Source organism: Polaromonas sp. YR568 (genome assembly GCF_943369675.1).
In the GTDB taxonomy this organism is placed as follows: Bacteria; Pseudomonadota; Gammaproteobacteria; order Burkholderiales; family Burkholderiaceae_C; genus Polaromonas.
This window is the reverse complement of record NZ_CALROB020000021.1, coordinates 51,726-75,120: the sequence shown is the minus strand read 5'-3', so window position 1 is coordinate 75,120 and position 23,395 is coordinate 51,726. Positions and strand designations below refer to the sequence as shown.

22 protein-coding genes are annotated in these 23,395 nt (G+C 61.7%); 15 read left to right on the top strand and 7 right to left on the bottom strand.

The window, feature by feature from the left end; genetic code table 11:
• Positions 1-595 precede the first annotated feature (595 nt).
• Both ACLV8F_RS13185 and ACLV8F_RS13180 read left to right on the top strand, forming a co-directional pair.
• A complete protein-coding gene (locus ACLV8F_RS13185; protein ID WP_411884667.1) occupies positions 596-1,186 on the top strand; it encodes a hypothetical protein in 591 nt (196 codons plus the stop codon).
• Positions 1,183-1,431, top strand: a complete 249-nt coding sequence (locus tag ACLV8F_RS13180; RefSeq protein ID WP_411884666.1) for a GlsB/YeaQ/YmgE family stress response membrane protein — start codon at positions 1,183-1,185, stop codon at positions 1,429-1,431. The genes ACLV8F_RS13185 and ACLV8F_RS13180 overlap by 4 nt, the downstream gene beginning before the upstream one ends.
• 271 nt (positions 1,432-1,702) lie before the next feature.
• On the opposite strand, the gene ACLV8F_RS13175 is transcribed toward ACLV8F_RS13180, so the two are convergent.
• The gene (locus tag ACLV8F_RS13175; protein WP_411884665.1) at positions 1,703-2,107 is read right to left on the bottom strand and encodes a YybH family protein; all 405 of its coding nucleotides are present in this window, start codon (positions 2,105-2,107) and stop codon (positions 1,703-1,705) included.
• A 308-nt stretch (positions 2,108-2,415) separates the two neighbouring features.
• Between ACLV8F_RS13175 and ACLV8F_RS13170 the strand changes: the two genes are divergently transcribed.
• The 3 genes from ACLV8F_RS13170 to ACLV8F_RS13160 are packed head-to-tail and all read left to right on the top strand — an operon-like array spanning position 2,416 to position 6,672.
• Positions 2,416-3,231: a hypothetical protein gene (locus ACLV8F_RS13170; protein ID WP_411884664.1), complete on the top strand. Its 816-nt coding sequence runs from the start codon at positions 2,416-2,418 to the stop codon at positions 3,229-3,231.
• Positions 3,231-3,881, top strand: a complete 651-nt coding sequence (locus ACLV8F_RS13165) for a hypothetical protein (RefSeq protein ID WP_411884663.1) — start codon at positions 3,231-3,233, stop codon at positions 3,879-3,881. The genes ACLV8F_RS13170 and ACLV8F_RS13165 overlap by 1 nt, the downstream gene beginning before the upstream one ends.
• A complete protein-coding gene (locus ACLV8F_RS13160) occupies positions 3,868-6,672 on the top strand; it encodes a hypothetical protein (RefSeq protein ID WP_411884662.1) in 2,805 nt (934 codons plus the stop codon). The genes ACLV8F_RS13165 and ACLV8F_RS13160 overlap by 14 nt, the downstream gene beginning before the upstream one ends.
• Here ACLV8F_RS13160 and ACLV8F_RS13155 read toward each other — a convergent pair.
• The gene (locus ACLV8F_RS13155; RefSeq protein WP_411884661.1) at positions 6,654-7,799 is read right to left on the bottom strand and encodes a DNA cytosine methyltransferase; all 1,146 of its coding nucleotides are present in this window, start codon (positions 7,797-7,799) and stop codon (positions 6,654-6,656) included. The genes ACLV8F_RS13160 and ACLV8F_RS13155 overlap by 19 nt on opposite strands.
• 261 nt (positions 7,800-8,060) lie before the next feature.
• Here ACLV8F_RS13155 and ACLV8F_RS13150 point away from each other — a divergent pair, with 261 nt between their 5' ends.
• The gene (locus tag ACLV8F_RS13150; protein ID WP_411884660.1) at positions 8,061-8,429 is read left to right on the top strand and encodes a hypothetical protein; all 369 of its coding nucleotides are present in this window, start codon (positions 8,061-8,063) and stop codon (positions 8,427-8,429) included.
• Between the two features lie 15 nt (positions 8,430-8,444).
• The gene (locus ACLV8F_RS13145) at positions 8,445-9,194 is read left to right on the top strand and encodes a tRNA-uridine aminocarboxypropyltransferase (RefSeq protein ID WP_411884659.1); all 750 of its coding nucleotides are present in this window, start codon (positions 8,445-8,447) and stop codon (positions 9,192-9,194) included.
• A gap of 257 nt (positions 9,195-9,451) precedes the next feature.
• Here the strand turns inward: ACLV8F_RS13145 and ACLV8F_RS13140 are convergent, their stop codons facing one another.
• The gene (locus ACLV8F_RS13140; RefSeq protein WP_411884658.1) at positions 9,452-10,207 is read right to left on the bottom strand and encodes a VacJ family lipoprotein; all 756 of its coding nucleotides are present in this window, start codon (positions 10,205-10,207) and stop codon (positions 9,452-9,454) included.
• Positions 10,208-10,442: 235 nt separating this feature from the next.
• Between ACLV8F_RS13140 and ACLV8F_RS13135 the strand changes: the two genes are divergently transcribed.
• The 3 genes from ACLV8F_RS13135 (at position 10,443) to ACLV8F_RS13125 (ending at position 13,312) form a co-directional block, all read left to right on the top strand.
• Positions 10,443-11,237 carry a MipA/OmpV family protein gene (locus ACLV8F_RS13135; protein ID WP_411884657.1) on the top strand — a complete coding sequence of 265 codons (795 nt, stop codon included), beginning with the start codon at positions 10,443-10,445 and terminating at the stop codon, positions 11,235-11,237.
• A gap of 64 nt (positions 11,238-11,301) precedes the next feature.
• Positions 11,302-12,012: a response regulator transcription factor gene (locus tag ACLV8F_RS13130; protein ID WP_411884656.1), complete on the top strand. Its 711-nt coding sequence runs from the start codon at positions 11,302-11,304 to the stop codon at positions 12,010-12,012.
• Positions 12,002-13,312 (top strand): sensor histidine kinase, encoded by a 1,311-nt coding sequence (locus ACLV8F_RS13125; protein ID WP_411884655.1) that lies wholly within the window; start codon positions 12,002-12,004, stop codon positions 13,310-13,312. The genes ACLV8F_RS13130 and ACLV8F_RS13125 overlap by 11 nt, the downstream gene beginning before the upstream one ends.
• Before the next feature lie 118 nt (positions 13,313-13,430).
• Here ACLV8F_RS13125 and ACLV8F_RS13120 read toward each other — a convergent pair whose 3' ends face one another.
• Both ACLV8F_RS13120 and ACLV8F_RS13115 read right to left on the bottom strand, forming a co-directional pair.
• A complete protein-coding gene (locus ACLV8F_RS13120) occupies positions 13,431-14,429 on the bottom strand; it encodes an aldo/keto reductase (protein WP_411884654.1) in 999 nt (332 codons plus the stop codon).
• A gap of 50 nt (positions 14,430-14,479) precedes the next feature.
• Positions 14,480-14,875 carry a MerR family transcriptional regulator gene (locus tag ACLV8F_RS13115; protein ID WP_411884653.1) on the bottom strand — a complete coding sequence of 132 codons (396 nt, stop codon included), beginning with the start codon at positions 14,873-14,875 and terminating at the stop codon, positions 14,480-14,482.
• Between the two features lie 114 nt (positions 14,876-14,989).
• Here ACLV8F_RS13115 and ACLV8F_RS13110 point away from each other — a divergent pair, with 114 nt between their 5' ends.
• Positions 14,990-15,244, top strand: coding sequence for a hypothetical protein (locus ACLV8F_RS13110; protein ID WP_411884652.1), 255 nt, complete (start codon positions 14,990-14,992; stop codon positions 15,242-15,244).
• 516 nt (positions 15,245-15,760) lie between these two features.
• Entirely contained in the window at positions 15,761-18,559 is a 2,799-nt protein-coding gene (locus ACLV8F_RS13105; RefSeq protein ID WP_411884651.1) for a polysaccharide deacetylase family protein, read from the top strand.
• Between the two features lie 114 nt (positions 18,560-18,673).
• On the opposite strand, the gene ACLV8F_RS13100 is transcribed toward ACLV8F_RS13105, so the two are convergent.
• Positions 18,674-19,162 carry a hypothetical protein gene (locus tag ACLV8F_RS13100; RefSeq protein WP_411884650.1) on the bottom strand — a complete coding sequence of 163 codons (489 nt, stop codon included), beginning with the start codon at positions 19,160-19,162 and terminating at the stop codon, positions 18,674-18,676.
• Between the two features lie 203 nt (positions 19,163-19,365).
• On the opposite strand from ACLV8F_RS13100, the gene ACLV8F_RS13095 reads away from it, so the two are divergent.
• Positions 19,366-20,547: an NAD(P)/FAD-dependent oxidoreductase gene (locus ACLV8F_RS13095; protein WP_411884649.1), complete on the top strand. Its 1,182-nt coding sequence runs from the start codon at positions 19,366-19,368 to the stop codon at positions 20,545-20,547.
• Positions 20,548-20,560: 13 nt separating this feature from the next.
• On the opposite strand, the gene ACLV8F_RS13090 is transcribed toward ACLV8F_RS13095, so the two are convergent.
• Positions 20,561-21,559, bottom strand: coding sequence for an SLAC1 anion channel family protein (locus tag ACLV8F_RS13090; protein WP_411884648.1), 999 nt, complete (start codon positions 21,557-21,559; stop codon positions 20,561-20,563).
• Positions 21,560-21,692: 133 nt separating this feature from the next.
• On the opposite strand from ACLV8F_RS13090, the gene ACLV8F_RS13085 reads away from it, so the two are divergent.
• Positions 21,693-22,670, top strand: coding sequence for a GlxA family transcriptional regulator (locus ACLV8F_RS13085; RefSeq protein WP_411884647.1), 978 nt, complete (start codon positions 21,693-21,695; stop codon positions 22,668-22,670).
• Positions 22,671-22,791: 121 nt separating this feature from the next.
• Positions 22,792-23,358: a DUF1439 domain-containing protein gene (locus ACLV8F_RS13080; RefSeq protein ID WP_411884646.1), complete on the top strand. Its 567-nt coding sequence runs from the start codon at positions 22,792-22,794 to the stop codon at positions 23,356-23,358.
• Positions 23,359-23,395: the final 37 nt, after the last annotated feature.

The following is a 23,395-nucleotide window of genomic DNA, read 5'->3' as shown; positions in this document are numbered from 1 at the left end:
GGCTTTCGCACAAGCACGCCGCGCACATCAAACGCCGCTACCCCTCATCCCTGCCTTCTCCCCGAGGGGGCGAAGGAGCAAGACCCCGGCGGCGCCAAGGCGCGGCCGCAGCACATCGCGCTATAACCCTCTCCCCGTTTTCACTCCCTCTCCCCTCGGGGAGAGGGCAGGGGTGAGGGCCAGCGGCCTCAACCAGGCGCCGCGACCATCAAGTGCCGCCGCCCCTCATCCCCGCCTTCTCCCCGAGGGAGAAGGCGCAAGACGCCAGCGGAGCATCCCCCCGGGCCAGATGCATACCTTTTCATTCCCCCTCAAAAGCCGCCCTAGAAAAAGGACTTAAGCCACTGTCTTCCTGCGGACAAAGAACTGTCGATAGTGCGCCGGAGGGCAGGCAGTGCCCATAAGCTGGGCCCCGGCAAGAAAGAATGTGTACACATGGAATGCACACTTTCCTTTTTTCCGGAACCACCGCGGCAGCGCACTTCCGCCCCAGGCACCCAGCCAACACGACGGAAAAGCGCCCCGCGGCGATCGGCCAGACCCGGGCCGGGCACATGACCACGAGGCGCCCGGCCAGGAGGAGGAGACACCCACCATGGCATTTGTGATCCGACCCGTTGCCCGCACCACGTTTGACGCGCACTGGACACCCGAGGTGCGGCGCATGCTGCACCGCTTTATCTGCCCCGAAGACGACCGCCTGCGCGAGCGCTGCTACCCCACCTGGGCCATCGACGACGCCGCCAAAGCCTCGCTGATCCCGGTGTGCGTCGCCCGGCAGCACAGCGCCGCCTGGTGTTATGCCTTTGTCATGCGGGGCGAGTTCGCCATCATCCGGCAGGAGAATTTCTGCCTGTATTCCTTTGTCGGCATGTCCCCCGGCCTGGCCGGGCGGCTGCATGACATCCAGCCCCTGATCGCCGAGGCGCTGCGCATAGGCGGTGAATTCCTCGACGGCAAGACCGGCGTGCTTGACGTGTTCTCGGTGCCCAGGGCCCTGTTTGTGCGCCCGCCCGCCAAGCCGCGCCCCATGCCGCCGCCGCCGCGGCAGCAGCCATCGCCACCTTCTTCATCTGCCTCCTCCTACAGCCCGGCGGAATGCCCGCCGATAGAGCGGGCCCCCAGGCGCCGCCATCATGAGCACAGCAGTTACCCACCCCTTTCACCACCCGGAAACACCCCATGACCATTCTCTGGACCATCCTCATCGGCTTCATCGTCGGCATCGTCGCCAAATTCCTGATGCCAGGCCGCGACCCCGCCGGCTTCATCATCACCGTGCTCATCGGTATCGCCGGCTCCTTTATCGCCACCTATGTGGGCGCCGCCATGGGCTGGTACCAGAACGGCGAGACGGCGGGTTTTATCGCCGCCGTGCTCGGCTCCATCGTCCTGCTGATCGTCTACCGCCTGCTGACCGGCAAGCGCTGAAGAAGATCAACTGTTTGAAGAGATAGAAGAAGGCAGGAAGAAGAAGAAACGAAAACCAGAACAAACAAAAAGCAGGCGCCTTGACGCTCCCGCACTCAACCCGGCTGATGCCGGGTTTTTTATGGGCGCGTGGCAATGGCGATGCCCCGCGCGCTAACTCAATACAGGGGACTGTCAACCCAGCAAGGGCCGCGGAACCGGCTTTGCCGGGCCGCAGGCGCAGCCGCCCCCTCTGGGGGCAGCGTGTGACACGAAGTGAAAAGCGTGGGGGTTAATTCACCAGCATGTCCGCATGGCGATGCACCAGCTTCCACGCTTCGCCCTCCAGCCGGAACACTTCCGTCACCCGCAGCGTCATAGGCACCGCCTCAGGTTTGCCCTTCATGCAGGCCTGCGCCTTCTGGTAGCCCGTCCAGTAGGCAACGGTGTCGCCCGCCGCCATGTCCAGGATCTCGAATTCGCTGGTGCTGCCGGGCTCAAACAGCCGCGCATCGCTCTCATAACGCGACCACACCGCATCCGGCCCCTGCACCGCCCCGCCACCCGGCCCCATAAAGGTCGCCTGCGATTCCAGCGCGACCACACGCGCCAGCGGCGTCGCGTTGCCGCTGACATATGCGCGCGCCGCATGCTGGCGCGCCTTCATGAAGGTGTTGAAGTCCTGGTGCCGGTTCATGTGCTTCTCCTTGTAGCCAAAGGGTCACCGTAAGCCCGCCGCTTGAGTAGCGGCGTAGGACAAGGGAGGAGGGGGAAAGCGGAGAAGTCGTACTGCGGCGGGGGTTTTGGTGAATATTCACACATAAATTCGTCCAAATGCAGGTGTTAAAACGCCCCCTCCCAGCAGAACCACCCTAGCGCTGCGCGGAATTCGAAGTCATGATGGTTGTCACAAATTGTTAGAGCCTAAATTACGCTTGCACTAACACCATCAGTCATTCGACCGTCAAAAATGATGCTTAACAAAGAGTGATCTCCATAAATACCATGCCGAAGCCGCCGCTTGTCACGCCCGCTAAAACAGCCGCACGTACGTTCAAGGACTTTGTAGAGCAGGCTTCACCGCCACTACCTAAACTTCTTCCTTTAGTTCATATGACTGATGCGCTTGGAGCAAGGGAAATACTAACGTCCAACAAGATCGAGGCAAGAAACTGCAGGCATTTCAGCTCGCTGCTTGATGCCGATGAACCGCTAAGCTTCTTCTTCTATGGTCGCGCCGCTTATAGGCCTCGTATTAACTCTCCATCGAAAAATGGTGCAACGTTGCCCGTCGCTTTAGTTATAGCCTTTGATCCTGCCAATCACCCTATCAGGAGAATTTTTCCTTTTGATACGGGTGCCGCTTTTGAAAAAATGTATTCGCCATTCATCCATGAGAGGATGTCTGTCATGGATTTCTTCCTTGGCGACAAAATCGATGCAGCGCAAAAAACCGTCGCGACCTTCTTTGAAACTAATGAGAATTACAGTAACGACAAGCCTTTATCGACCATAAGTCACGATCCTGCCGAATTCGAGGTTGACAACTACATCAACATGATTCGCAGCACCGCAAACTCACCTCTCGATGACCGAAAATCTTCAATTGAAATTCAGTTCCAGGAAGTTATCGACCTAACAAAAACAAAAATATTAGAGGTTGTAATTCCGGAAAGCCTAATGCAGAGCAACATGTACATGACTCTTCTTGCTGCGCACGGCGTCAAGCCAACACCGTACGTAATGACGCGAGGATCAACCTCGGAGTACGATGGCGTATTAATTTCTGAATATACAAAATTATTGCGGGCTCATCTCTAATGCAAAAAGAAAATGAACCTTCGCTAATAGGATTCTCTTTACCAGCGGGAGAACTTCTCCCCGGTTTCCTCATCCCAGTCTTCCAGTTCGACAATAGGCGTGTCGCTCAAGGTGTCGGCGACGGCGACGTGGTTCAAACCCTCTATCCGTTATCGGATATCGAACCGGTGTTTGACTTGGAAACTATGAGTACAGTTTTAAAAATAAAACTCGTGATGGTTTCCAATGAGACCGGGATTGGCAAGAACGCCCTGCATGCCTTTTACGACACTCAACATTTATACGTTGGCCTAAAGGTCGCTTTCTTGCCCCTTTTTGATGCGCTAATGTCACAGATTATTAGTAAGCTTTGGTGCAATCCCATTTGTTTGGCCGGCTTGCACGATTTTTTGGGGAAACATGCTCTTGCAGATGAACTTAGAAGGAGCCGATCTGCTGATTGTTTAAATGCAACTGCTCCAGGGGCTGAAATGACCGCACGAATTTCACGTGGATCTGAAAGACCTCGGCGCACAAATTTTCCAGCGGTTCTTGAAGCGTCTAAGCAAACTGGCTTCATTGAGGATGTGAGCAAGTTGGCTGCGCTGCGGGCTAGACGTGGACAAACTTACAATCGCGTCGCCCGGAAGCCTCTATATGCCGAAGCTTAATTCGAATCACTCCACCAAGCCTCCGAGTAGTGAAAAAATAGGCTATCCGTACTCGGACATCATTGATGGGTTAGTGTGCAGCACAATGCGCGCGCAACGGTATGTCATTGCCCATTGCAAAAGTGGCCAGCCACTTGCAAAAATTGATCACCAGCAAATCAATCGCCATTTTTGCTGGTTAAGCGTTTTAAATAAGGAAGGGCAAAATCGCCATCTTGTGGAGGCTCCTGCGGGTATGGCCCCTCTTGCAACCCGTAGCCTCCGCAGTAAATCCTCCATACCTCCCGAATTGCGGAATGCGTTTGAGGAACAACAATCAGTCGGCTGGCCTCATGACGCACTAGGCGAAAAGCAGATTCCTCCAGCTCAGAAAAAGTATGTCCAAGAAGACGCCACAAGGATCAGCGCGCTGATTATTGACTCCTTTAAAGAGTTTGTTGAATTAGGTACTAGGGCCGATGGAGCGACGGAGCCGGTTACCTGCTTTATTAAATCACCACTGTCGATAATTTACGATTACCTCACAGTACCTGATACCCCGGGGACACGCGCTTACGCTCTGGTGGCATGCCGAAACTACCTATTCCGAGCATTCGAATTGGTACCGGACCTAGATGGAAAGGGAAATCCTTCTAGTTTCTCGGTCCTGGCAATTGAGGAATCTCTTTCGCATATTTGGACCTCTTTTCGTGAGCGCTATTTATCACGCGGAGACGACAAACTACCTCCGGGTAGTCGTGGCAATGTCGATGGGCTTATCAGACATCATTTGGCGATGCGGAAAATTCTGTTTCTCCGCTTTCAATCAGAAGAGGAGTGCATCTCGTATCTGAGTGCGACTCAACTTGCCCCCCTCTCGCCCCAATCAAACTCTGAAGCAATTGACAAACACGGCAAGAAAAAACGTTCGTATAAATTTGAATTTACCAGACCGAATCGACTAAACAATCTCCCAGAGGCCGGCGAGATTGTCAACGAGCTTTGGGGATTACCAATACCGTTGCGCGGCGCCGATATTGTTTTTAAGGGAGGGCTGAAATTCTCTGGCCGCCAAGGGTTGGTGATGGCAATTCACGGCGGTCCAGGAGCAGGGAAAACTTCTTTTGCATTGGCGTTCGCCGCCTACCTCGCTCCTTTTGGCATCACAAGTTGGTTTTTGACAGCAGAAGAAATTAAAAAAGATTTAGTCGACCGCGTCAACGGTTTAATGCCTGACCAAGTCGCAAGGCTTAGCTTTTTTCCCAGTGACTTTCGGGATTACATCCTTTTTAGAAAATTTGATTTGCCCTCCGGAAAGGGGTTTCGAACACTGGATGAAATTGAAGAAGGTCTTATGGCGCTTGCTCAAGAGCTGGCGAATGATGCCGAGGCAGATACAACCAATGCGTCGTTCTACATACCTCGACCATGCGACTCAATCGTTGTACTTGATGGTCTTCACGATCTATTCGCTGTGGAGTTTTCCAGCGCGAGATCAGATGACTCCGAGAAAACGAGTCGACTAATACGCCTTTATCAGTTGGTAGAGAAGCTGAGAAGTCTCCACGCCTTAGTCATCCTGACGACTGGCACGGCTTGGGCCGGTGATTCAACCTTGGATTATTTGGTCGATGTAGCAATTCGACTCTCTCACGAATCTACGGACGAATACGGTCAAAAACCAGATCGACGGTTCACTCTTACCAAAGCGCGCCATCAGTTGTGTGCCGGCGGAACTCATGGGCTACAAATAGGAGGGATGAAGGGTGTTCGTCTGTCTCCACAGATCAATTACCAACTAGAGAAGCAGTCCCATTGGAGACCTCGCCTACCGGACACCACTCAAGTATTGCCCGGCCTTTGTCGCGCGCGTTCTCTTAAAAGTATTGGTGAATTGATGCAACTAATCACCACTCCAGACACAGCGAATGCCGGGAAAAATGCAAGCTACGTCGACAGCCCGAGTTCTGTTTCGATTTATGAAGGCTCTCATGTATTCATAAATGGTCAAGGCTCTGGTGGCAAGGCTGCGTTGGCAATGAAGCTAGCGATATCACCAAGTTTTAAAGCGGCGTCAATAGAAAGCAGCCTGAAAACCCCCCCCACTCGTCAGCGTGTTTTGGTCGTTTCTTTTTTATATCCTGCCGACTACTACGAGCATTTGCTACGTCGGCTACGGGTGATTCAGCAAAACGAGTACCGACGTGAAAAGCTAGCAGTTTCTGGTCCTCCTCCTCGGCTGGAGGTCATACATCTGTACCCAGGCCATCTACGTCCTCACGATCTGTTCAATCGTATTGAGTGGGAGCTCGACGCAGCGGAACTGAATGCAGATCCATATACTTGCGTGGTCATTGACGGAATCCACAACGTTTTTCTTCAATTTCCCGAAATTGAGAAATACGGCTTGTTCTGGCCCCAGCTCTACAGCGCATTAAGGTCCCGAAAAGTTACCACGATCTCGACTCATACAACGCTTGCACTGCCTTATCAAACTTGGCAGCAAACTTCTACGAAGGTCGATGACAATAGATCTGAACCTTTGCGGCATGCGCTAGTGCAAAAAACCGATTTTCAGTTTGAGGTTGATCCTTGGCCACTAAGCCAGTTTGCTTTAAATTACGAGACGCTTCCCTCAGAGTACGCAGTTTTATCTGATCTTTTTGTGGTTAAAACAGTTTCTGCAATTGGCCAGCGACTACCTCGAGGACACATTCTGTGGAGCCGCGAAGAGCTAGAACTTTATGATCTACCAAAACATTACTTTGACCAACCTTCGAATGAAACAGACGGTCAACTTACGCTGCGTTGAAGTGCGAATTTAATGCTATTGGTCAGCAAGAATGCGAGATGCGGTGGCACTGCATTCCCCAATTGTTTAATTACTGAAGATCTCGTCCCCGCGAGTTGATAATCGTCTGGGAATGTTTGCAAGCGCAGCATCTCGAGCTTCGTAAAGTACCTGACGGATCCGTCCTCACGTAATAGCATGTTCTCTCCACCGCCAATCCCGTTCACTCCTGCTTTGATTGTCTTCGCAGGGTAATCTAGAGCACTACCAGTGTGGCCAACATAGCTCCTTGCGCCGGCAATGAAATCATGTCCATGCCGTCGTCCAAGACCATTCTCTATTTGCGGGTCCCCCAAGTCGCTCAACACGTCCCGAACTGTCCTCCATCTCTCACGTTTTAGCAATTCAGGTTGTTCGAGTGCGAGCATTGTCTTTTTCAGCTCTATATCGGAACAAATGGGGCGGGAAAGGCCATGCTCCCTCCAATAATCTCCGGTAATCCATTTCGAGTAAAGCAAGGACTCTTCAGAGTGAGTCGCCGGAGGCAAAGCCCACCGGACACCAAGATCCTCGCGAAATCCAATGAATATCACCCTTTTCCTCTGCTGTGGAACCCCGTAGTCCGCAGCATTCACAGGATGCTTATGCACCTGGTACCGTAGTCGATGGACATCGATTTGCCCAATATATGCGTCCTCTAGCCGACTACTGTGGTCATACCAACTTTCAGAGTTCCTGATAGGCAGCTCCGGCTCCTGTAGTTGATGGATTAAATAGTTAACGTACTCAGACCATGTCTTGCGCAAAAGTCCGCTCACATTTTCGAGAATGAAAGATTTAGGACGCAATCGTTGAATGGCCCTAATGACGTCTGGAAATCTATTTCTTGGATCGCTATCAGCCGCATGCTTACCCGCTGTAGAGAACGGCTGACAGGGTGGGCCACCGGCAAATAAATCTGGCTCAAGCGGCAGGTCATCAAACTGATAACTTCCAACATCTTGCTCAATCACATTCCATTTGTGATTTTGACGAAGAGTGTTGCAAGCGTCGGCATTAAAATCAAGCGCTACTTCATGCTCGAAGCCTGCGCGTTCCGCACCGATTGCCAAACCACCGGCACCCGCAAAAAACTCAACTACATTCATTTGATTTACTCGCTTGAGATGCTCAACGCATGCGTAGGAGCTTATCAGACGGTAGCTTGATTTATATAGCTTTGGATAATGAGTGGCCATCCTCAGTTGCGCGCCTAGCGCGTGCTTCCAAATCTCTTTAGCCCCCGCTGGGCCGCAAAATCACAATGCACTTTGTCCCGGTTGCTGGCGAATTCTCCTCTCCTGCAGGCGCGCATCAGAGCCCAGCACTATCGGCCATACTGAAATCCGCTCCTCGCTCCAGCAACACCCATGAACAGACCCACGTACTCCCGTAAGCGCGTTTCCTCAACCGACGAGAGCGAAGGCCTGGGCTGGCGCCTCTTGGCCGCCCTGCTGGCCATCCCGGTCTTTGAGGTGTCGCTGTTCCTGGGCATGTACCTGGTATTCCCGTCGCGCGGCATGGGCTACATCTTCTTGTCGATCCCGCTGTGGGTGCATGGGGTGTATGTGGGCGTTGCTGCGGCGGTGGGGTTGCTCTTTGGGTTCAACGGCATCGTCTGGCTGCTGGGCCATCTGTTTTTCACGCATCACGAGAATGAGAGAAACCGTGTGGTGACTGCGCTCTTGTGGGGCGCGCTGGCGGGGCTGGCTTTTGTGGCGTCATACTTCGTGCCTTAGTTTTTAGAAGCCTTCATGCCCCACGCCGTCTCCCGCCTGCGCACCGCGCGCCTGGCGCGCGCCTCCAAACCTTTTTTAGCCCGCGGCGGCCCGCGCAATGCGCGTTGTGCCGGTTGCCGGCTCAACCCCACCCATTGCATGTGCGCCTTGCGGCCGGCCGTACCCGACGTGCGCGCGGGTGTGTGCCTGGTGATGGCGGACATCGAGGCGCTGAAGCCCAGCAACACGGGCTGGCTGATTGCCGATGTGGTGGCGGACACCTTTGCCTTTGAGTGGGCGCGCACCGTGGTGGACCCTGCGCTGATTGCCTTGCTGGCGGACCCGCAGTGGCAGCCTTATTTGGTCTTCCCGGGTGAGTTTGTGGCGGCGGAGCGGGTGGTGACGGAGGTGGCTTTGCCGGCCGCTGCGCCCCTTGATGGGCAACCGGCCAAGCGCCCGCTGTTTGTGCTGCTGGACGCGACCTGGCCCGAGGCGCGGAAAATGTTTCGCAAAAGCCCTTACCTCGACAAGCTGCCGGTGCTGAGTTTGCAGAGCGAGCAGCTGTCCCGCTACAAGTTAAGGCGCTCGCAGCGGGATGAGCATTTCTGCACCTCGGAAGTGGCGGCCTTGTGTTTTGCGCTGGGCGGCGAGGCGCGGGTGGCGGACACGCTGGAGGCTTACCTGGACGTGTTCACCAACCATTATTTAAAGGCCAAGCAGCAGCAGCCTTTGGATCTCGAAGACGCGGCGCACCTGCGTTTAAAAGAGTTGGCTCACGCCTGTTGAGCCCGCTGCGTGCAGGCGCATCACCGCTTGCGCCCGCGCACCGCGCCGGGCTTGCCGGCCCATGCCCCCAGGAAAAACATCGAAAAAAGTGGCCGCGATGCCATGGCGCTGGGGTCTTGCTTGAGTGCACGCGGGCTTTCGGCGCCGGCAGGGGAAGCGGGCTTTGCGGCCGCAGAAGTTGCCGCGGAAGGGCGGGCTTGAGGCTTTGTCATGGAGGTATCCGGTATCGAAAGAGGGGAAGGCCGCAATGAAATGGACTACGGCGCATCCGCCTGCCGCTGCTGCGGCGGGTTGTCGCTGTCGTTGTCGCTCTTGTTGTTGTCGACAAGGCGCTTGCGGCGCTGCAGGTAGGCGTCGCGCACGAACAGGTATTTGTCCAGCGCGACCTGGTCCAGCATGTCGGTGACGGGCAGCAGCCTGGCCCGGCCGTCGGCCAGCTTGAGTGCGGTGAGGGTGTTGCCTAGCGCGACGTCGCTTCCGGCCAGGGAGACGGTGCCCATCGCGTCCAGCGGGAGGCCGGCGGTGTCACGAACGGTGGACGGCCCGAGCAGGGGCAGCACGAGGTAGGCGCCGGGCCCCACGCCCCAGGCGCCCAGCGTCTGGCCGAAATCTTCGCCGTGCTTTTCCAGGCCGATTTTTGTGGCGACGTCAAAGATGCCGAGCACGCCGAAGACGGTATTGGTCCCGAAGCGAAGCACATCCGATGCGCCGGCTACGGGCCGGCCCTGCAGCCCCAGGTTGACGGCGGACCACAGGTCTTTGGTGTTGGAAAAAACATTGCCGACGCCGGTGCGCACGGGCGCGGGAAGCACGCGCGTGTAGGCGCGCGCCACGGGCGCGATGACCGCGCTGTCGACACTTTCGTTCAAGCGGAAGGTCTTGCGGTTCAGCGACTCCAGCGGGTCCGGGTTCTGGACGGTGGCGCAGCCGGCCAGCAGCAGCATGGCGGCGGCCAGCAGCCAGCCGGCGGCGCGAGACGCAAGGGACACAAGGGACGGGTTGGCGCTTTGCATGGCAAGGGCTCCTCAAACAGGTTGACGGTGAATGGGTGGACGGCGCGGCGCACGCGCGGCGCCAGCCGAATACGGAAAGGTGGGGAAGCCGGGATGGTGAGACGGCCTTGTCGCCGAAATGTCGCGGCGCCGCTTGCCCGCCGCGACATCTCCGCGACGGCGGCGCGGCACAGTGCGCCCAGCCCGGCGGTCCGCCGGCATCTTTTTCCAATCACCGTCCCAAGAGGAGTTCCCTATGAAGCGTCAATCTGTTGTTGTTCCCGCCGCCGTGGTGTTGCTGTCGGCGATGGCGGGCGCCTTTGCGCAGCCCCGGCCCGAGCCGGGAGCCTCGCCCTGGGGCGTAGGCGCGGCGGTGCTGGCGCGGACCGACATTTACGCGGGGGAAAGTTCCAAGGTCGGCGCGGTGCCGCTGGTGAGCTACGAGGGCGAGAAGTTCTTCTGGCGCGGGATCGGCGGTGGCTACCACCTGCTCAGCCGTGACGGTTTCACGCTGGATGCCACCCTGGGCGTCAGGTTCGGCGGCATCAAGAAAGAGGATTTCGGCGCGGCGGAGCTTGCGGCCAGGGGCATCAACCGCAACCTCCTGGAAGACCGGGACAGGGGCCTGGACCTGGGGATTTCCGGGGCCTTCAAGGGCACGATGGGCGTGGTGGAGCTGGCGCTGAAGGCGGATGCTTCAGGCACCAGCAAAGGGTTTGAGACCTCCGCCAGATACAGCTACCCGCTGCAGTGGGGGTCGGCCACGGTCACACCGCACGTCGCGGTCGCCCATCAATCCAGCAAGCTGGCCAACTACTACTACGGAACACTGGACACAGAGGTCGCCCGGGGTGTGGTGAACTACAAGCCGGGCAGCGCGGTGATTCCGCGTATCGGCGTGGACCTGATGCAGCCTTTCGCCGGCAAGTGGATGCTGACGGGCGGCCTGTCTTACAGTGCACTGCCGGGGAAGATACGCAACAGCCCGCTGGTGGACAGGGACGCAAAGGGCGTCACGGCTGTTTTTGTCGGCGTCTCCCGGAAATTCTGAAGCCCGCCGTGCCACCGCCCCCCCGCGAAAGGACCGAGATGAAGGACCGAGATGAAGGACCGAGATGGAGATGATTGAAGGCCCCTTGAGCATCCTGATCGTCGAGGACAACGCGCCGCTGGCGGCGAACATCTACGACTACCTGGAAGCCTGCGGCCACAAGCCGGACGCCGCGCCGGACGGCAAATCGGGCCTGGGCATGGTGCAGGCGAACCACTATGACGCCATCGTGCTGGACTGGATGATGCCGCGCATGGACGGCCTGGCGATGCTCACGCAGCTCAGGGATGAACTCAAGTCCCGGATCCCGGTGATCATGCTGACGGCGAAAGACCAGCTGGGCAGCAAGCTGCAGGGCTTTGAGGCCGGGGCCGACGACTACCTCGTCAAGCCGGTCGCGCTGCCGGAGCTGGAAATGCGGCTTCGCGTGCTGGTGACGCGCAGCCATGCGGCGCAGGCGCCCGGGCAGGTGCTGGAAGTCGGCGACCTGCGCTTCAACCTGCAGTCGCTGGTCGTCACGCGGGGAGACCGCGAGCTGTCGCTGTCACCGATCAGGCGGCAGATACTGGAGGTCCTGATGCGCCGCTCGCCGCACCTGGTGAGCCGTGAATACCTCGAATCGCACATCTGGGGCGAGCGCTCACCGGACAACGACATTCTGAGGTCGCACATGCACCTGCTGCGCAAAGAGGTTGATGGCGGCGAAGGCGCCCGGAAAATCCTGCACACCGTGTTCGGGCAGGGCTACAGCATACGGGTGCAGGATGGAGAATAAGACGCCGAACAAGACGCCGGGCAAGCCGCGCATGTTCGACCTGCATTGGCGCATCAGCGCCCTGTTCGTCGCGTTCGGGATTTTGCTGGCCGTGGGGGTCACTGTCTCGGTGGGCTTCGGCCAGGTGATGATCACGCACCCGGTGTGGGAGCAGATACTGCGCTCGACCACCCAGCACTACATCGCCGGCAGCACGGGCAACACGCCCGTGTCCTTGCCGACACAGGGCGCCTACAAGGGGTGGCACGTCAAGAGCGGCACGGCCCCGCCCGCGGACATGCCGCACTACCTGGCCACGCTGCCCGCCGGGTTCTACAGCGAACAGGACCTGGACCGGTTTGACGAGCACGACTACGCGGCCCTGGTCACGCCGGTGGCGGACGGCCGCGTGGTCACCGTCATCGACATGACCGACATCGAGCAACTGCAGAACAAGGTGGGGATAGGGGGCCTGATCTTTGTGCTGGTCAACCTGGCGCTGGTGGGCGCCACGCTGCTGTGGCTTCACGGCAGCCTGCGCAAGCCGGCCAGGGCGCTGGCGCAGCGCATGGAAGCGCTGGACCCGGAGCAGCCCTCGCTGCGGCTGTCGGTCGACTACCCGCAGGCGGAGCTGCACGACATCGCGGTGCAGGCGAACCGCCACCTGGAAAGGGTGGAGCGCTTCATCGAGCGGGAGCGCAGCCTGCTGGACCAGGCCAGCCACGAGTTCCGCACCCCGGTCGCGGTGATCAGCGGCGCGGTGGACGTGCTGGTGAAGCAGGCCCTTCCCGCGCAGGCGCAAGGCCCGCTGGCGCGGATTCGCGGCACGGTCGACAACCTCACCGAAACCATGGGCGCCCTGCTGTACCTGTCGCGCGAGCCGGAGGAGAACGAGAGGGTGGAAAGCACCCGGGTCGACCTGCTGCTGCAGGAGCTGATGCAGGACCACGAACACCTGCTGGCCTTCAAGCCCGCGCGCTTCGTGCTGGTGGAGTGCGTGAGCTTTTCCGTGCAGGCGCCGGAAGCGATGGTCGGGATCGTCATTGCCAACCTCCTGAGGAACGCGGCCGAGAACACGCAGACGGGGGACGTCACCGTCAGCCTCACGCCGCAAAGGCTGCGGGTGACCGATTCCGGCGAGGGCTTCGACCCGGTGGAGGCCGCGCGCAGCTACAGCGCGGCCTTGCAGACGTCGATGAAGCCCGGCGGCGGCCGGGGGCTGGGGCTGTTTTTGACGAAGCGGATCTGCGAGCGCTTCAAGTGGTCCCTGGCCATTTCATCGGCGGTGAACAAGGGCTCGGTGGTGGACGTCCGCTTTTAATGGGCTGTAGGAACACCCCTGTTGAGCCTCACTTCGTGTAGCCTCCTCTCCCCTTGCAGGGGACAGGCGCCTGCGGCCTGGCAAAGCCAGTTCCGCGGCCCCTGCTGGTGAAGGTAATTCAGGCGTTGACGGAGCCGAGGAAGGATTCGGGATAACGCAGGCCGGCTGCTACATCCATCGGGAATGCCTTGTCGAGCTGGGCCAGCTCGGCGGGGCTGAGCACCACGTCGAGGGCGGCGATGTTCTGGTCCAGGTAGCTGCGGCGTTTGGTGCCGGGGATGGGGATGACGTCGTCGCCCTGGGCCAGCACCCAGCCCAGCGCGATCTGCGAGGCGGTGACGCCTTTGCTGTGGGCCAGCTGCTTGACCACCTCGACGAGCGCGAGGTTGCGCTGGAAATTCTCTTCGGCAAAACGCGGCGAGAACTTGCGGCGGTAGTCGTCGGCGGGCAGGTCTTCGGGTTTGCTGAAGGCGCCGGTGAGGAAGCCGCGGCCCAGCGGTGAATAGGCGACCAGGGCCACGCCGTGCGCGCGGCAGGCGGCCAGGGCGCCGGTGGCTTCGGGGTCGCGCGTCCACAGCGAATATTCGCTTTGCAGCGCGGCAATCGGGTGGACCTTGCAGGCGCGCGCGAGCGTGGCGGCGGAGGCTTCGGACAAGCCCAGGTAACGCACCTTGCCGGCGCGCACCAGGTCGGCCATGGCGCCCACGGTGTCTTCAATGGGCACGGTCTTGTCGACGCGGTGCTGGTAGTAGAGGTCTATCTGCTCAATCCCCAGGCGTTTGAGGCTGGCGTCGCAACTGGCCTTGACGTACTCGGGCCGGCCGTTGAAGCCGCGCGCGGTTTCGTTGGCGGGGTCGCGTGTGATGCCGAACTTGGTGGCGATGAATACGTCGTTGCGGCGGCCGGCGATGGCCTTGCCTATGAGTTCTTCATTGGTGTAGGGGCCGTAGATGTCGGAGGTGTCGAGAAAATTCAGGCCCTGGTCGAGCGCGTGGTGCAGGGTGGCGATGGATTCGGCGTCGTCGCGGTTGGCGTAGAAGTCGCTCATGCCCATGCAGCCGAGGCCGATGGCGGAGACGGCGGGGCCGTTGCGGCCGAGGGTGCGGGTTTTGATCATGGTGTGGGTCCTTGGAAGTTGGAGGAAGGGGTGGTGGTGGTTCAAGCGGTTCAGGCGCGTTTGGGCACGGCCCGCATCTCTTCGTAACCGCGTATTTTTTTGCGGATGTATTGCAGGGTCTCGCGCTGCGCGCGGATGTCGGCTTCGAGGCGCGCGGCGTGGGCTTCCAGCATGGCCTGCCTTTCGTCGAGGCTGGCGCCGGTATTGCCCTGGCGCAGCAGCTGGGCGTAGCGCTGCATGCCCTGCATGGACATGCCGGTGGCGCGCAGCCGCACCAGGAAGTCGAGCCAGCGCATGTCGGCATCGCAGTAACGGCGCGCGCCGCTGCGCCTGTCGATGGGCGCGATCAGGCCTATCTGCTCGTAGTAGCGCAGGGTGTAGGCGCTCAGGCCCGAGGCCTCGGCGGCTTCGGCAATGCTCAGGGAGACGGTGGGTGCGGTGGTCATGAAGAGACTTTAGAGCTTCGAGCGCACTCGAAGTCAAGCGCGCCACGCAAAAAACCCTGCTGGCCTTGTTGCAGCGGCGACAATCGGAACCAACACCCGACTTCAGAGAACCCCATGACCACCCAAGACCCAGACCGCAAAGCCGAACTCAAGAAGATGGAGTTGTGCGACTCCTGCGCGGGCATACAGCGCAACTGGCGCAAGGCGCCGGGCCACCCGGAGCTGGTGCAGGGCGACCCGCGCCACGAAACGCGGCGCCACGGGCTGATCACCATCACGCGCTACAAATGCGACCGCTGCGGCACCGCCTGGGAATACGAGAACGACAAGACCAACCAGAAGGCGGGTTGGTCTGTGGTGGGGCGCTAGGCGGTGCGGTGAACAAGTACTAGCCCTGAGGCTTTGCGCCTGGGTTTCCTCCTTCCCCCGCTGGGGGAGCTTGGCCTGTCCTGAGCTTGTCAAAGGGGGATGGGGGCTTGCGGCTTGAAGTTTCGCCGGGGTGTGGTGGAAGGCCGCTGGCCCCCACCCCTGCCCTCCCCCAGCGGGGGAGGGAGCTAAAAGACGAGCTGGTTTGAGTTGAGCGACACGCATGAGCGGGCGTGGGCCGGGCCGATCATATGGGATGCATGCGCAGGGACAACACGGCGCAGGCTTGGTCTGACACCTTCCCCCGCTGGGGGAAGGTGGGGATGGGGGCCGGCGGCGTGCGATTCGTCACCCTGCCGGCCTGATCAAACAACCCCCCTCCCAGCCTTCCCCCAGAGGGGGAAGGAGCAGGAAACTCAAGTTTACGCAGCCCCGTCGTGCAGTCGACACCGATGGCGCTGCGGGGCGCGGGGTGCAAAGCTATGATCGCTCGCTAGGGGCGCGCCGGAGGGCGGCTGATTGAACAAACGCCGGGCGCTGGCCGGGCCGCACTACACCACCATGAAGCAAACAACAAAACTGGCCCTGGGGGCCGCGGGGGCCGTGCTGCTGCTGGCGGTTGCCACGGCCGTGCTGATCAGCGTGGACAGCCGGGCCTGGCGCGGCAAGCAGGACAAGGCCATGGCCGCCGCCGTGGCCACGGTGACGGCCGAGCCGCTGGACACGAGCAAGATCCTCGCGGGCATGCAGGAGGTGCTGGCCGGCTACCGCAAGATCATCGTGTTGTTTGCCGATGAGAAAACCCTGGGCGCGGGCGAACGGGCCATGGCCAACCAGGTGGGCCAGGGCCTGTTCCATGAAAACCGGGCGCGTGTGGCGGAGCTGGAGCCGCAGATGGCGGCGCTGGTGGCCTCGGGCAATGCTCAGCGCTTTGACGCAGTCGGCACGCTGCTGGATTACATCGAGAGCGACAAGAGCCTGTTCGACGCGGACCGCCTGGCGTTTCGCGAACTGCTGCGCAGCCTGCAGGCTGCGGTGGCGGCGGATTCTTCGCTGCCGGCCATCAAGCTGCACAAGCGCATTGGCGAAGACCTGGACGCGCTGCTGGAGATAGAGCGCAACTACGAAAAGGAAATCCGCCTGGTGTTCGGCCGCTTTGAGCCGCGCGCGATTGAACTGAAGCGCGAGCGCTGGGAAGACTATGTGGCCAGCCTCAAGAAGCTGTACACGCGCGCGCAGATTTTGAAAGACTTCGGCGTGGTGATGCCCTACCCGGCGCCCAAGGCGCTGACGCGCAAGGGCAAGGGCGAGGAGGACGGCGAGGTCTTCGGCTACAGCCTGCCGCCCAAGACCATTGTGCTGACCTTCGACGACGGCCCGCACGGCGTGTACACGGCGGAGATCGCGGCCATCCTCAAGCAGTACGGCGCGCCGGGCATCTTCTTCCAGGTGGGCAGCAACCTGGGCACGGTGGCGGCGGACGGCAAGACCAAACTGGGGCCGCGCGCCGACGTGAGCCGCAAGCTGCTGGAGGCGGGCCACACGCTGGCCAACCACAGCATGACGCATGCGCAGCTGTCCAAGCTCAACGGCACGGGCCTGAAGTCGGAAGTGCTGGGCACCGATGAATTGCTGAAGGCCGTGGATGCGCGGCGCTCGCCGCTGTTCCGCTTTCCGTATGGCGCGCGCAACGACGAGGGCCTGGACGTGCTGTCGGGCGCGCAGCTGCGCTCGGTGATGTGGAACATCGACTCGCTGGACTGGGCCGACCCGGTGCCGGGTTCCATCGTGGAGCGCGTGCTGCGCTCGGTGGACAAGGAGGGGCGCGGCATCATCCTGTTCCACGACATCCACGAGCGCACGGTGAAAGCGCTGCCGGCCATCCTGGACCGCCTGGCGGCCGAGGGCTACCAGTTCGCGGGCTGGGACGGCAGCGGCTTCAGCGTGGCCAAGGGCGGCAACAACGCGGCCGCGCCGGCGCCAGTGGCGGCCAACCCGGGCTACAGCGATTCATGGGCCATCGTGATCGGCATCGACGACTATGCGAACTGGCCCAAGCTGCAGTACGCGGTGCGCGACGCGCGGGCGATACGCGAGTCGCTGATACAGCGCTTCGGCTTCAGCGCGGACCACGTGCTGTCACTGGAGAACCGCGAGGCGACGCGCGCCGGCATCCTGGGCGCCTTCCACGACAAGCTGGCGAACAGCGGCATGAAAAAGAACGACCGGCTGTTTGTGTTCTTCGCGGGCCATGGCGCGACGCGGCAGCTGAGTTCGGGCCGCGACCTGGGCTACGTCATCCCGGCCGATTCGGACCCGAACAAGCTGGCGACCGATGCAGTGCCGATGACGGAGCTGCAGAACATCGCGGAGAGCCTGACGGCCAAGCACGTGCTGTTTGTGATGGACGCCTGCTACAGCGGGCTGGGGCTGACGCGCGGCGCGGGCTCGGGCAACTTCCTGCGCGACAACGCCAAACGCCTGGGCCGGCAGATGCTGACCGCCGGCGGCGCGGACCAGCTGGTGGCCGATGGCGGGCCCAACGGGCATTCGGTGTTTACCTGGACGCTGCTGCAGGCGCTGGCCGGCAAGGCCGACCTGAACGGCGACGGCCTGATCACCGCGACAGAGCTGGCCGCCTATGTGGCGCCGGCGGTGTCGGCGGTGTCGCGGCAGACACCGGCCTTCGGCAGCCTGCCGGGCTCGGAGGGCGGCGACTTTGTGTTCGCGCTGCCGGCGGAAGCGGAGTTTTTGAGCGCGCAGACCAGCCAGCTGCCGCTGGAAGCCATCGCGCTGAACAGCAAGCTGGACGCAACACGGCCGCCGGCACCGGCCGCTGCCGCCGCGCCCGCCGCCGGCGACAGCCCCGCGGCCTTGCCGGCATCGGCCACGGTGGTGGTGAAGGACCTGCAGGGCGGCGAGCAGAAGATCGTGACGCCGCTGGCGGTGCCGAGCTCGGCGCGCCAGCTGGCGCAGCGCGCCAACGACCGCGGCCTGCAGCTCTACAAGGAAAAGCTGTACGCGGAGGCCGAGGCGCAGTTCACCGAGGCATTGAAGCTGCGGCCGGACTTTGCGCTGGCGGCGAACAACCTGGGCTTTGTCTACTTCAAGCAGGACAAGTTCAAGGAAGCGGCGCGCTGGTTTGAGAACACGGTGAAGATGGACCCCTCGCGCGCGGTGGCCTACCTGAACCTGGGCGACGCGCATGCGAAGGCGGGCGACAGCGAGAAGGCGAAGAAGGCCTTTCGCGCCTACCTGGAGCTGGCGCCCACCGGCGCGGGCGCGGGCCATGCGAAGCAGGAGCTTGAGAAGGGCTGAGGCACTGTTGCTGAAAAACAGCCGCCCAAAGAAAAACGGGGGGCAGGTGTTAAAACCTGCCCCCCGTTTTTTTGGGGTCCGCCGATCAGCTGATCAGCGGCCCGCCCTGCGCAATTACTTGCTGCCGGCGGCTTTCACGTCGGTCTTGGCTTCGGCCTTGACGGCGTTGGTGTCGAGCTTGGCGTTGGCCTTGTCGGCGCCGGTGGAAACCTTCACGGAGTCGACCTTGGCGTTGGCGTCAACCTTGGTGGAAGCGGCTTTGGCGTCGGCCTTGATGCTGGTCTTTTCAGCTTTGGCGTTGGCCGAGGCTTGCTTGTCTGCGTCGGCCTTGGCGGCTTTGGCTTCTGCCTTGGCTTTCACCTTGGCTGCCTTGGCGTCGGCCTTGGCGGTTTTTTCAGCGGCTGCGGCTTCGGCCTTGGCGACCTTGGCGTCGGCCTTGGCGTCAACCTTGGCTTCGCTCTTCACGGCTGCGGCGACGGCTTTGTCGGCCTTGGCTTCAGCCTTGACGACAGCAGGCGTCGCTGGAGCAACGGGAGCGGGGGTTTGTGCGGATGCGACGCCGACGAACAGGGTGGCGATCAGGGTAGCGAGCAGTTTGTTCATGAGAGAGTCCTTTGGAATGGGAAGGTTGAATCGTTGATATCAAGTAGCCCATGTTCAACGGCATGCATCGCATGCTGTTGACCCAACACACACATGGTTGCACTTGAGGCCTTGCGGTTTACCTGTTTTGTCGCTGTGCGGCGACAAATGGGTGAGTTATGTAGGATGTGGCGCAAGCGGCTTGCAGGACAACACCGATCCCCATGAACCACACAACACCTTCACAACGAGTCGTCATCGCGGGCGGTGGCGTGATGGGCAGCGCGATTGCCTACTTTCTTGCAAGCCATCCGCGCTTTGCGGGCGAGGTCACGGTGGTGGAGCGCGACCCGACCTATGCGCAGGCTTCGTCGGCGCTGTCGGCGAGTTCGATACGCCAGCAGTTCTCGCAGCCGGTGAACATCGCGGTGTCGCAGTTCGGCATTGAGTTTCTTCGCAACATCAAACAACACCTGGCGGTGGACGGCGACGTGCCGGACATCGGGTTGACGGAGCGCGGCTATCTGTACCTGGCCAGCGAAGCGGGTGAGGCCACGCTGCGCGAAAACCACGCGACGCAACGCGCGATGGACGTGGACGTGGCGCTGCTCGCGCCCGATGAATTGCGGCAGCGCTTTCCCTGGCTGAATGTGGACGACCTTGCGCTGGGCTCATTGGGCTTGCAGGGCGAGGGCTGGTTTGACGGTTATGGTTTGCTGATGGCCTTCAAGCAGAAGGCGCGCAGCCTGGGTGTGAAGTATGTGAAGGCGGAGGTCACGGGCTTTGCGCACGGCGCGGGCCGCGTGAACGCGGTGACGCTGCAGGGCGGCGCATCTTTGCCCTGCGACTGGGCGGTGAATGCGGCGGGCGCCTGGGCGCGGCCGCTGCTGGCGGGCACGGGGCTGGACTTGCCGGTGTATGGGCGCAGGCGCTGTGTGTATGCGTTTGCGAGCCCGGCAAAGACGCCGGCTTGCCCGCTGGTGATAGACACCAGCGGCCTGTGGTTCAGGCCCGAGGGCGAGATCTGGATTTGCGGCCTGCCGCCTGGGGGCAGTGATGACAACGATGCGCCGCTGGACGTGGACCACGAACTCTTCGACAAAGCCTGGCTGGCACTGGCGCACCGGGTGCCGGGCTTTGAGGCGCTGCGTTTGCAGCGGGCCTGGGCCGGTTATTACGAATACAACACGCACGACCAGAATGCGCTGCTGGGGCCGCACCCCTTGTTGCCCAAGCTGCTGCTGGCCAATGGCTTCAGCGGCCACGGCCTGCAGCAGTCGCCGGCCGTGGGGCGCGGCATCGCGGAGTGGATCTGCGACGGGGCCTACACCAGCCTGGACCTGTCGCCGCTGGCGGCGCAGCGGCTGGTGCGGGGCGAGGCCTTGATCGAGAAGAACGTGATCTAGAACCTGATCTGGTTTACGCGGTGGCAAACAGCCTGCCGCTGAACACCCAGTGCAGCGTGCGCACCGTGAGCACGGCCAGCGCCAAGGTCAGCCCGATCAGCAGTACACCGGCAATCCCATGCAACAGCGCGCCGCCGCGCGCCTCGGCATAGACGATGGCGGCGTTGGCCAGCGCGGCCATGGGAAAGCTGACGGCCCACCAGCCGGGCGAGAAGGGCACGTCGCGGCGGAAGACCTTGGGCGCGACCACGACGAAAACAAACAGGCCGAAGTAAAACAGTGCACCGGCGAAGTGGTCGACCTGGCCGAACACATTCACCCAGGCGAGGAAGCCGACGGCAAAGGGCGCCATCAGGATCATCAGCGAAGGGCGCATGCCCATGGGCAGCGGCTCGCCGTGGGCCAGGCGGTGGATGATGAGCGTCCACAGCACCAGCGCGACCATGGCGCCTATGGCGACGGCGGCCAGGTTGATTTCACCGGCCCAGGCCATGGGCATGTGGCCGCCGGTGACGCCGATGTCGAGTACACCGACGCCGGGGATGATCCACACGGGCAGCATGTGGGCGGGGGCGAGCTTGCCGTGCAGCAGGCGGCTGCCGACCAACAGGCTGAGCGCCAGGGTCACGGCCACGCCGGCCGTCCACAAGCCTTGGGCGAAGGCGTGGCCGTAAGGCGTGAGCACCGCGGACAGCAGCAGCAGGGAGATGGCGAACTGGCCGAAAAAGTTGCCGGAGACGGGGTCGGTGAATTCGCGGCGCACGGCGTCGGGGTGCCGCGCGAGCTTGGCGAGGTAGCCGGCCGAGTGCGCAAGGAACACGGCCAGCGCGAAGAAGCCTGTCGCCGCGCCAATGGCGGCGGGCGCGCCAAAGGCCGGCACGGCGGCCCGCCAGGCGAGCGCCAGCCCAGCCAGGCCCATGACGGCGCCGTAGAGGTTGATGGGCAGCTGGCGTATGGAATAGTGGCCCGAGGCGAAAACCGGGGCGGCGGTGGGGGCTGTGGTCGTGTTCATGAACGCCTTTGGGTCTCTGGAAGAGCGAAATGGAAGAGAGAAGGTTGGCTGAATTTGTCGTGTAGGTTATTTTCGGCTATGCTGGCCTGGGTTCAATCCCGCAAAAGCAGCCAATCCAGCCAAAGAGGCCTCCGTGTCCGCCACCCGCCTTGTTGCCATCCTTGCCGTGCCGCGCGTCCAGCTGCTGGACGTGATCGGGCCGGCCGACGTTTTTGCGGAAGCGGGGGTGCAGCTGGGCAACCCGCGCGCCTACCGGCTGCAGCTGGTGGGCACGCAGGCCGGCGAGATCAAGGGCAGCAACGGCATGCGCATGGTGGTGGACGCGACCCTTCAGACGCAGCGCGGCCGCATAGACACGCTGCTGGTGGCCGGCAGCCCGGAGCCCGCGGAACTGGTGGGCCGGGCCGAGACCAGCGCCTGGCTGCTGCGGCAGGCGGGCTTGGTGCGGCGGCTGGGCTCTGTCTGCACGGGCGCGTTTTTGCTGGCGGAGGCGGGCCTGCTGGACGGCAAGCGCGTGGCGACGCACTGGAATTCGACGGAGCGGCTGGCCGCGTGTTTCCCGGCGTTGCGGGTGGAGGCCGATGCCATCTACGTGAAGGACGGCGGCACCTACACCTCGGCCGGCGTGACGGCGGGCATGGACCTGGCGCTGCACCTGGTGGAGGAAGACCACGGGCGCGACATCGCGCTGAAGGTGGCGCGCAAGATGGTGATGTTTTTAAAGCGCCCGGGCGGGCAGTCGCAGTTCAGCGCGCACCTGGCGGCGCAGACGGCCGACAAGTCGGTGGTGCGGGAGATCCAGGACTATGTGCTGGCGCACCTGGGCGCGGACCTGTCGGTGCCGGCGCTGTGCGAGCGCGCGGCGATGAGCGAGCGCAACTTCGCGCGGGTGTTCCGCGCCGCCACCGGGCTGACGCCCGCGGCCTTTGTAGAGGCAGCGCGCATCGACGAAGCGCGGCGGCAGGTGGAGGCCTCGGAGGTGCCGATCAAGAAGCTGGCCGATTCGCTGGGGTATGCGAATGTGGACGGCTTTCGGCGCGCCTTCGCGCGGCGGCTGGGCGTGAGCCCCAAGGATTACCGCAGGCGGTTTGCGGGGCAGCGCGCGGGTTAGTGTCTGGCAGGCGGCATCATGGCCTACGCGGGCATCGGACGTGCCAGACAGGCGGCGGCTGTTGCAGGGTTTAAGGTGATGGCATGAGATTTTTAAACCCCATGACTTCGCGAGTCCGCTGATGCAGCGCAGGCTTGTGTTCCATCTCGGCGCATGCGGGCTGCTGGCAGCGGCCGGGCTGGTGACGGCCCCTGCGCGCGCCCAACCCAATTACACCGTCTCATTGGCGCAATTGCAGCAGGCGGTGGCGCAACGCTTCCCGATGAATTACCCGCTGGGCGGCCTGGTCGACCTGAGCTTGCAGGCGCCGGTGCTGCGCCTGATGCCCGAGGTGAACCGGCTGGGCGCGACCATGGCGGTGGACGCGGGCGGCCTTGCGCTGGGGCAACGCTACCCGGGCAGTTTTGACGTGGACTTCGCGCTGCGTTATGAGGCCGGCGACAAGTCGATACGCGCGCACCAGTTGCACTTCAACAGCCTGCGCCTGGCGGGTTTGCCGCCCGGACCGTCGGCGCTGATCGAGGCTTATGGCAATTCACTGGCGCAACAGGCGCTGCTCGAAGTGGTGGTGCACCGCCTGCGCCCGCAAGACCTGGCGCTGGCCGACACCATGGGCTTGGAGCCGGGCGCGTTGACGGTGACGGACAAGGGGCTGGTGATCGGGTTTGTGAACAAGCAGGCGCAGTGAAAGGGTTTTACTCCTTCCCCCGCTGGGGGAAGGCAGG

What these genes read in the sequence shown, in the direction of transcription:
- ACLV8F_RS13185 (WP_411884667.1), top strand. Translation starts at nt 596, where the DNA reads ATGGCATTTGTGATCCGACCCGTTGCCCGCACCACGTTTGACGCGCAC.
- ACLV8F_RS13180 (WP_411884666.1), top strand. Translation starts at nt 1,183, where the DNA reads ATGACCATTCTCTGGACCATCCTCATCGGCTTCATCGTCGGCATCGTC.
- ACLV8F_RS13175 (WP_411884665.1), bottom strand. Translation starts at nt 2,107, where the DNA reads ATGAACCGGCACCAGGACTTCAACACCTTCATGAAGGCGCGCCAGCAT.
- ACLV8F_RS13170 (WP_411884664.1), top strand. Translation starts at nt 2,416, where the DNA reads ATGCCGAAGCCGCCGCTTGTCACGCCCGCTAAAACAGCCGCACGTACG.
- ACLV8F_RS13165 (WP_411884663.1), top strand. Translation starts at nt 3,231, where the DNA reads ATGCAAAAAGAAAATGAACCTTCGCTAATAGGATTCTCTTTACCAGCG.
- ACLV8F_RS13160 (WP_411884662.1), top strand. Translation starts at nt 3,868, where the DNA reads ATGCCGAAGCTTAATTCGAATCACTCCACCAAGCCTCCGAGTAGTGAA.
- ACLV8F_RS13155 (WP_411884661.1), bottom strand. Translation starts at nt 7,799, where the DNA reads ATGAATGTAGTTGAGTTTTTTGCGGGTGCCGGTGGTTTGGCAATCGGT.
- ACLV8F_RS13150 (WP_411884660.1), top strand. Translation starts at nt 8,061, where the DNA reads ATGAACAGACCCACGTACTCCCGTAAGCGCGTTTCCTCAACCGACGAG.
- ACLV8F_RS13145 (WP_411884659.1), top strand. Translation starts at nt 8,445, where the DNA reads ATGCCCCACGCCGTCTCCCGCCTGCGCACCGCGCGCCTGGCGCGCGCC.
- ACLV8F_RS13140 (WP_411884658.1), bottom strand. Translation starts at nt 10,207, where the DNA reads ATGCAAAGCGCCAACCCGTCCCTTGTGTCCCTTGCGTCTCGCGCCGCC.
- ACLV8F_RS13135 (WP_411884657.1), top strand. Translation starts at nt 10,443, where the DNA reads ATGAAGCGTCAATCTGTTGTTGTTCCCGCCGCCGTGGTGTTGCTGTCG.
- ACLV8F_RS13130 (WP_411884656.1), top strand. Translation starts at nt 11,302, where the DNA reads ATGGAGATGATTGAAGGCCCCTTGAGCATCCTGATCGTCGAGGACAAC.
- ACLV8F_RS13125 (WP_411884655.1), top strand. Translation starts at nt 12,002, where the DNA reads ATGGAGAATAAGACGCCGAACAAGACGCCGGGCAAGCCGCGCATGTTC.
- ACLV8F_RS13120 (WP_411884654.1), bottom strand. Translation starts at nt 14,429, where the DNA reads ATGATCAAAACCCGCACCCTCGGCCGCAACGGCCCCGCCGTCTCCGCC.
- ACLV8F_RS13115 (WP_411884653.1), bottom strand. Translation starts at nt 14,875, where the DNA reads ATGACCACCGCACCCACCGTCTCCCTGAGCATTGCCGAAGCCGCCGAG.
- ACLV8F_RS13110 (WP_411884652.1), top strand. Translation starts at nt 14,990, where the DNA reads ATGACCACCCAAGACCCAGACCGCAAAGCCGAACTCAAGAAGATGGAG.
- ACLV8F_RS13100 (WP_411884650.1), bottom strand. Translation starts at nt 19,162, where the DNA reads ATGAACAAACTGCTCGCTACCCTGATCGCCACCCTGTTCGTCGGCGTC.
- ACLV8F_RS13095 (WP_411884649.1), top strand. Translation starts at nt 19,366, where the DNA reads ATGAACCACACAACACCTTCACAACGAGTCGTCATCGCGGGCGGTGGC.
- ACLV8F_RS13090 (WP_411884648.1), bottom strand. Translation starts at nt 21,559, where the DNA reads ATGAACACGACCACAGCCCCCACCGCCGCCCCGGTTTTCGCCTCGGGC.
- ACLV8F_RS13080 (WP_411884646.1), top strand. Translation starts at nt 22,792, where the DNA reads ATGCAGCGCAGGCTTGTGTTCCATCTCGGCGCATGCGGGCTGCTGGCA.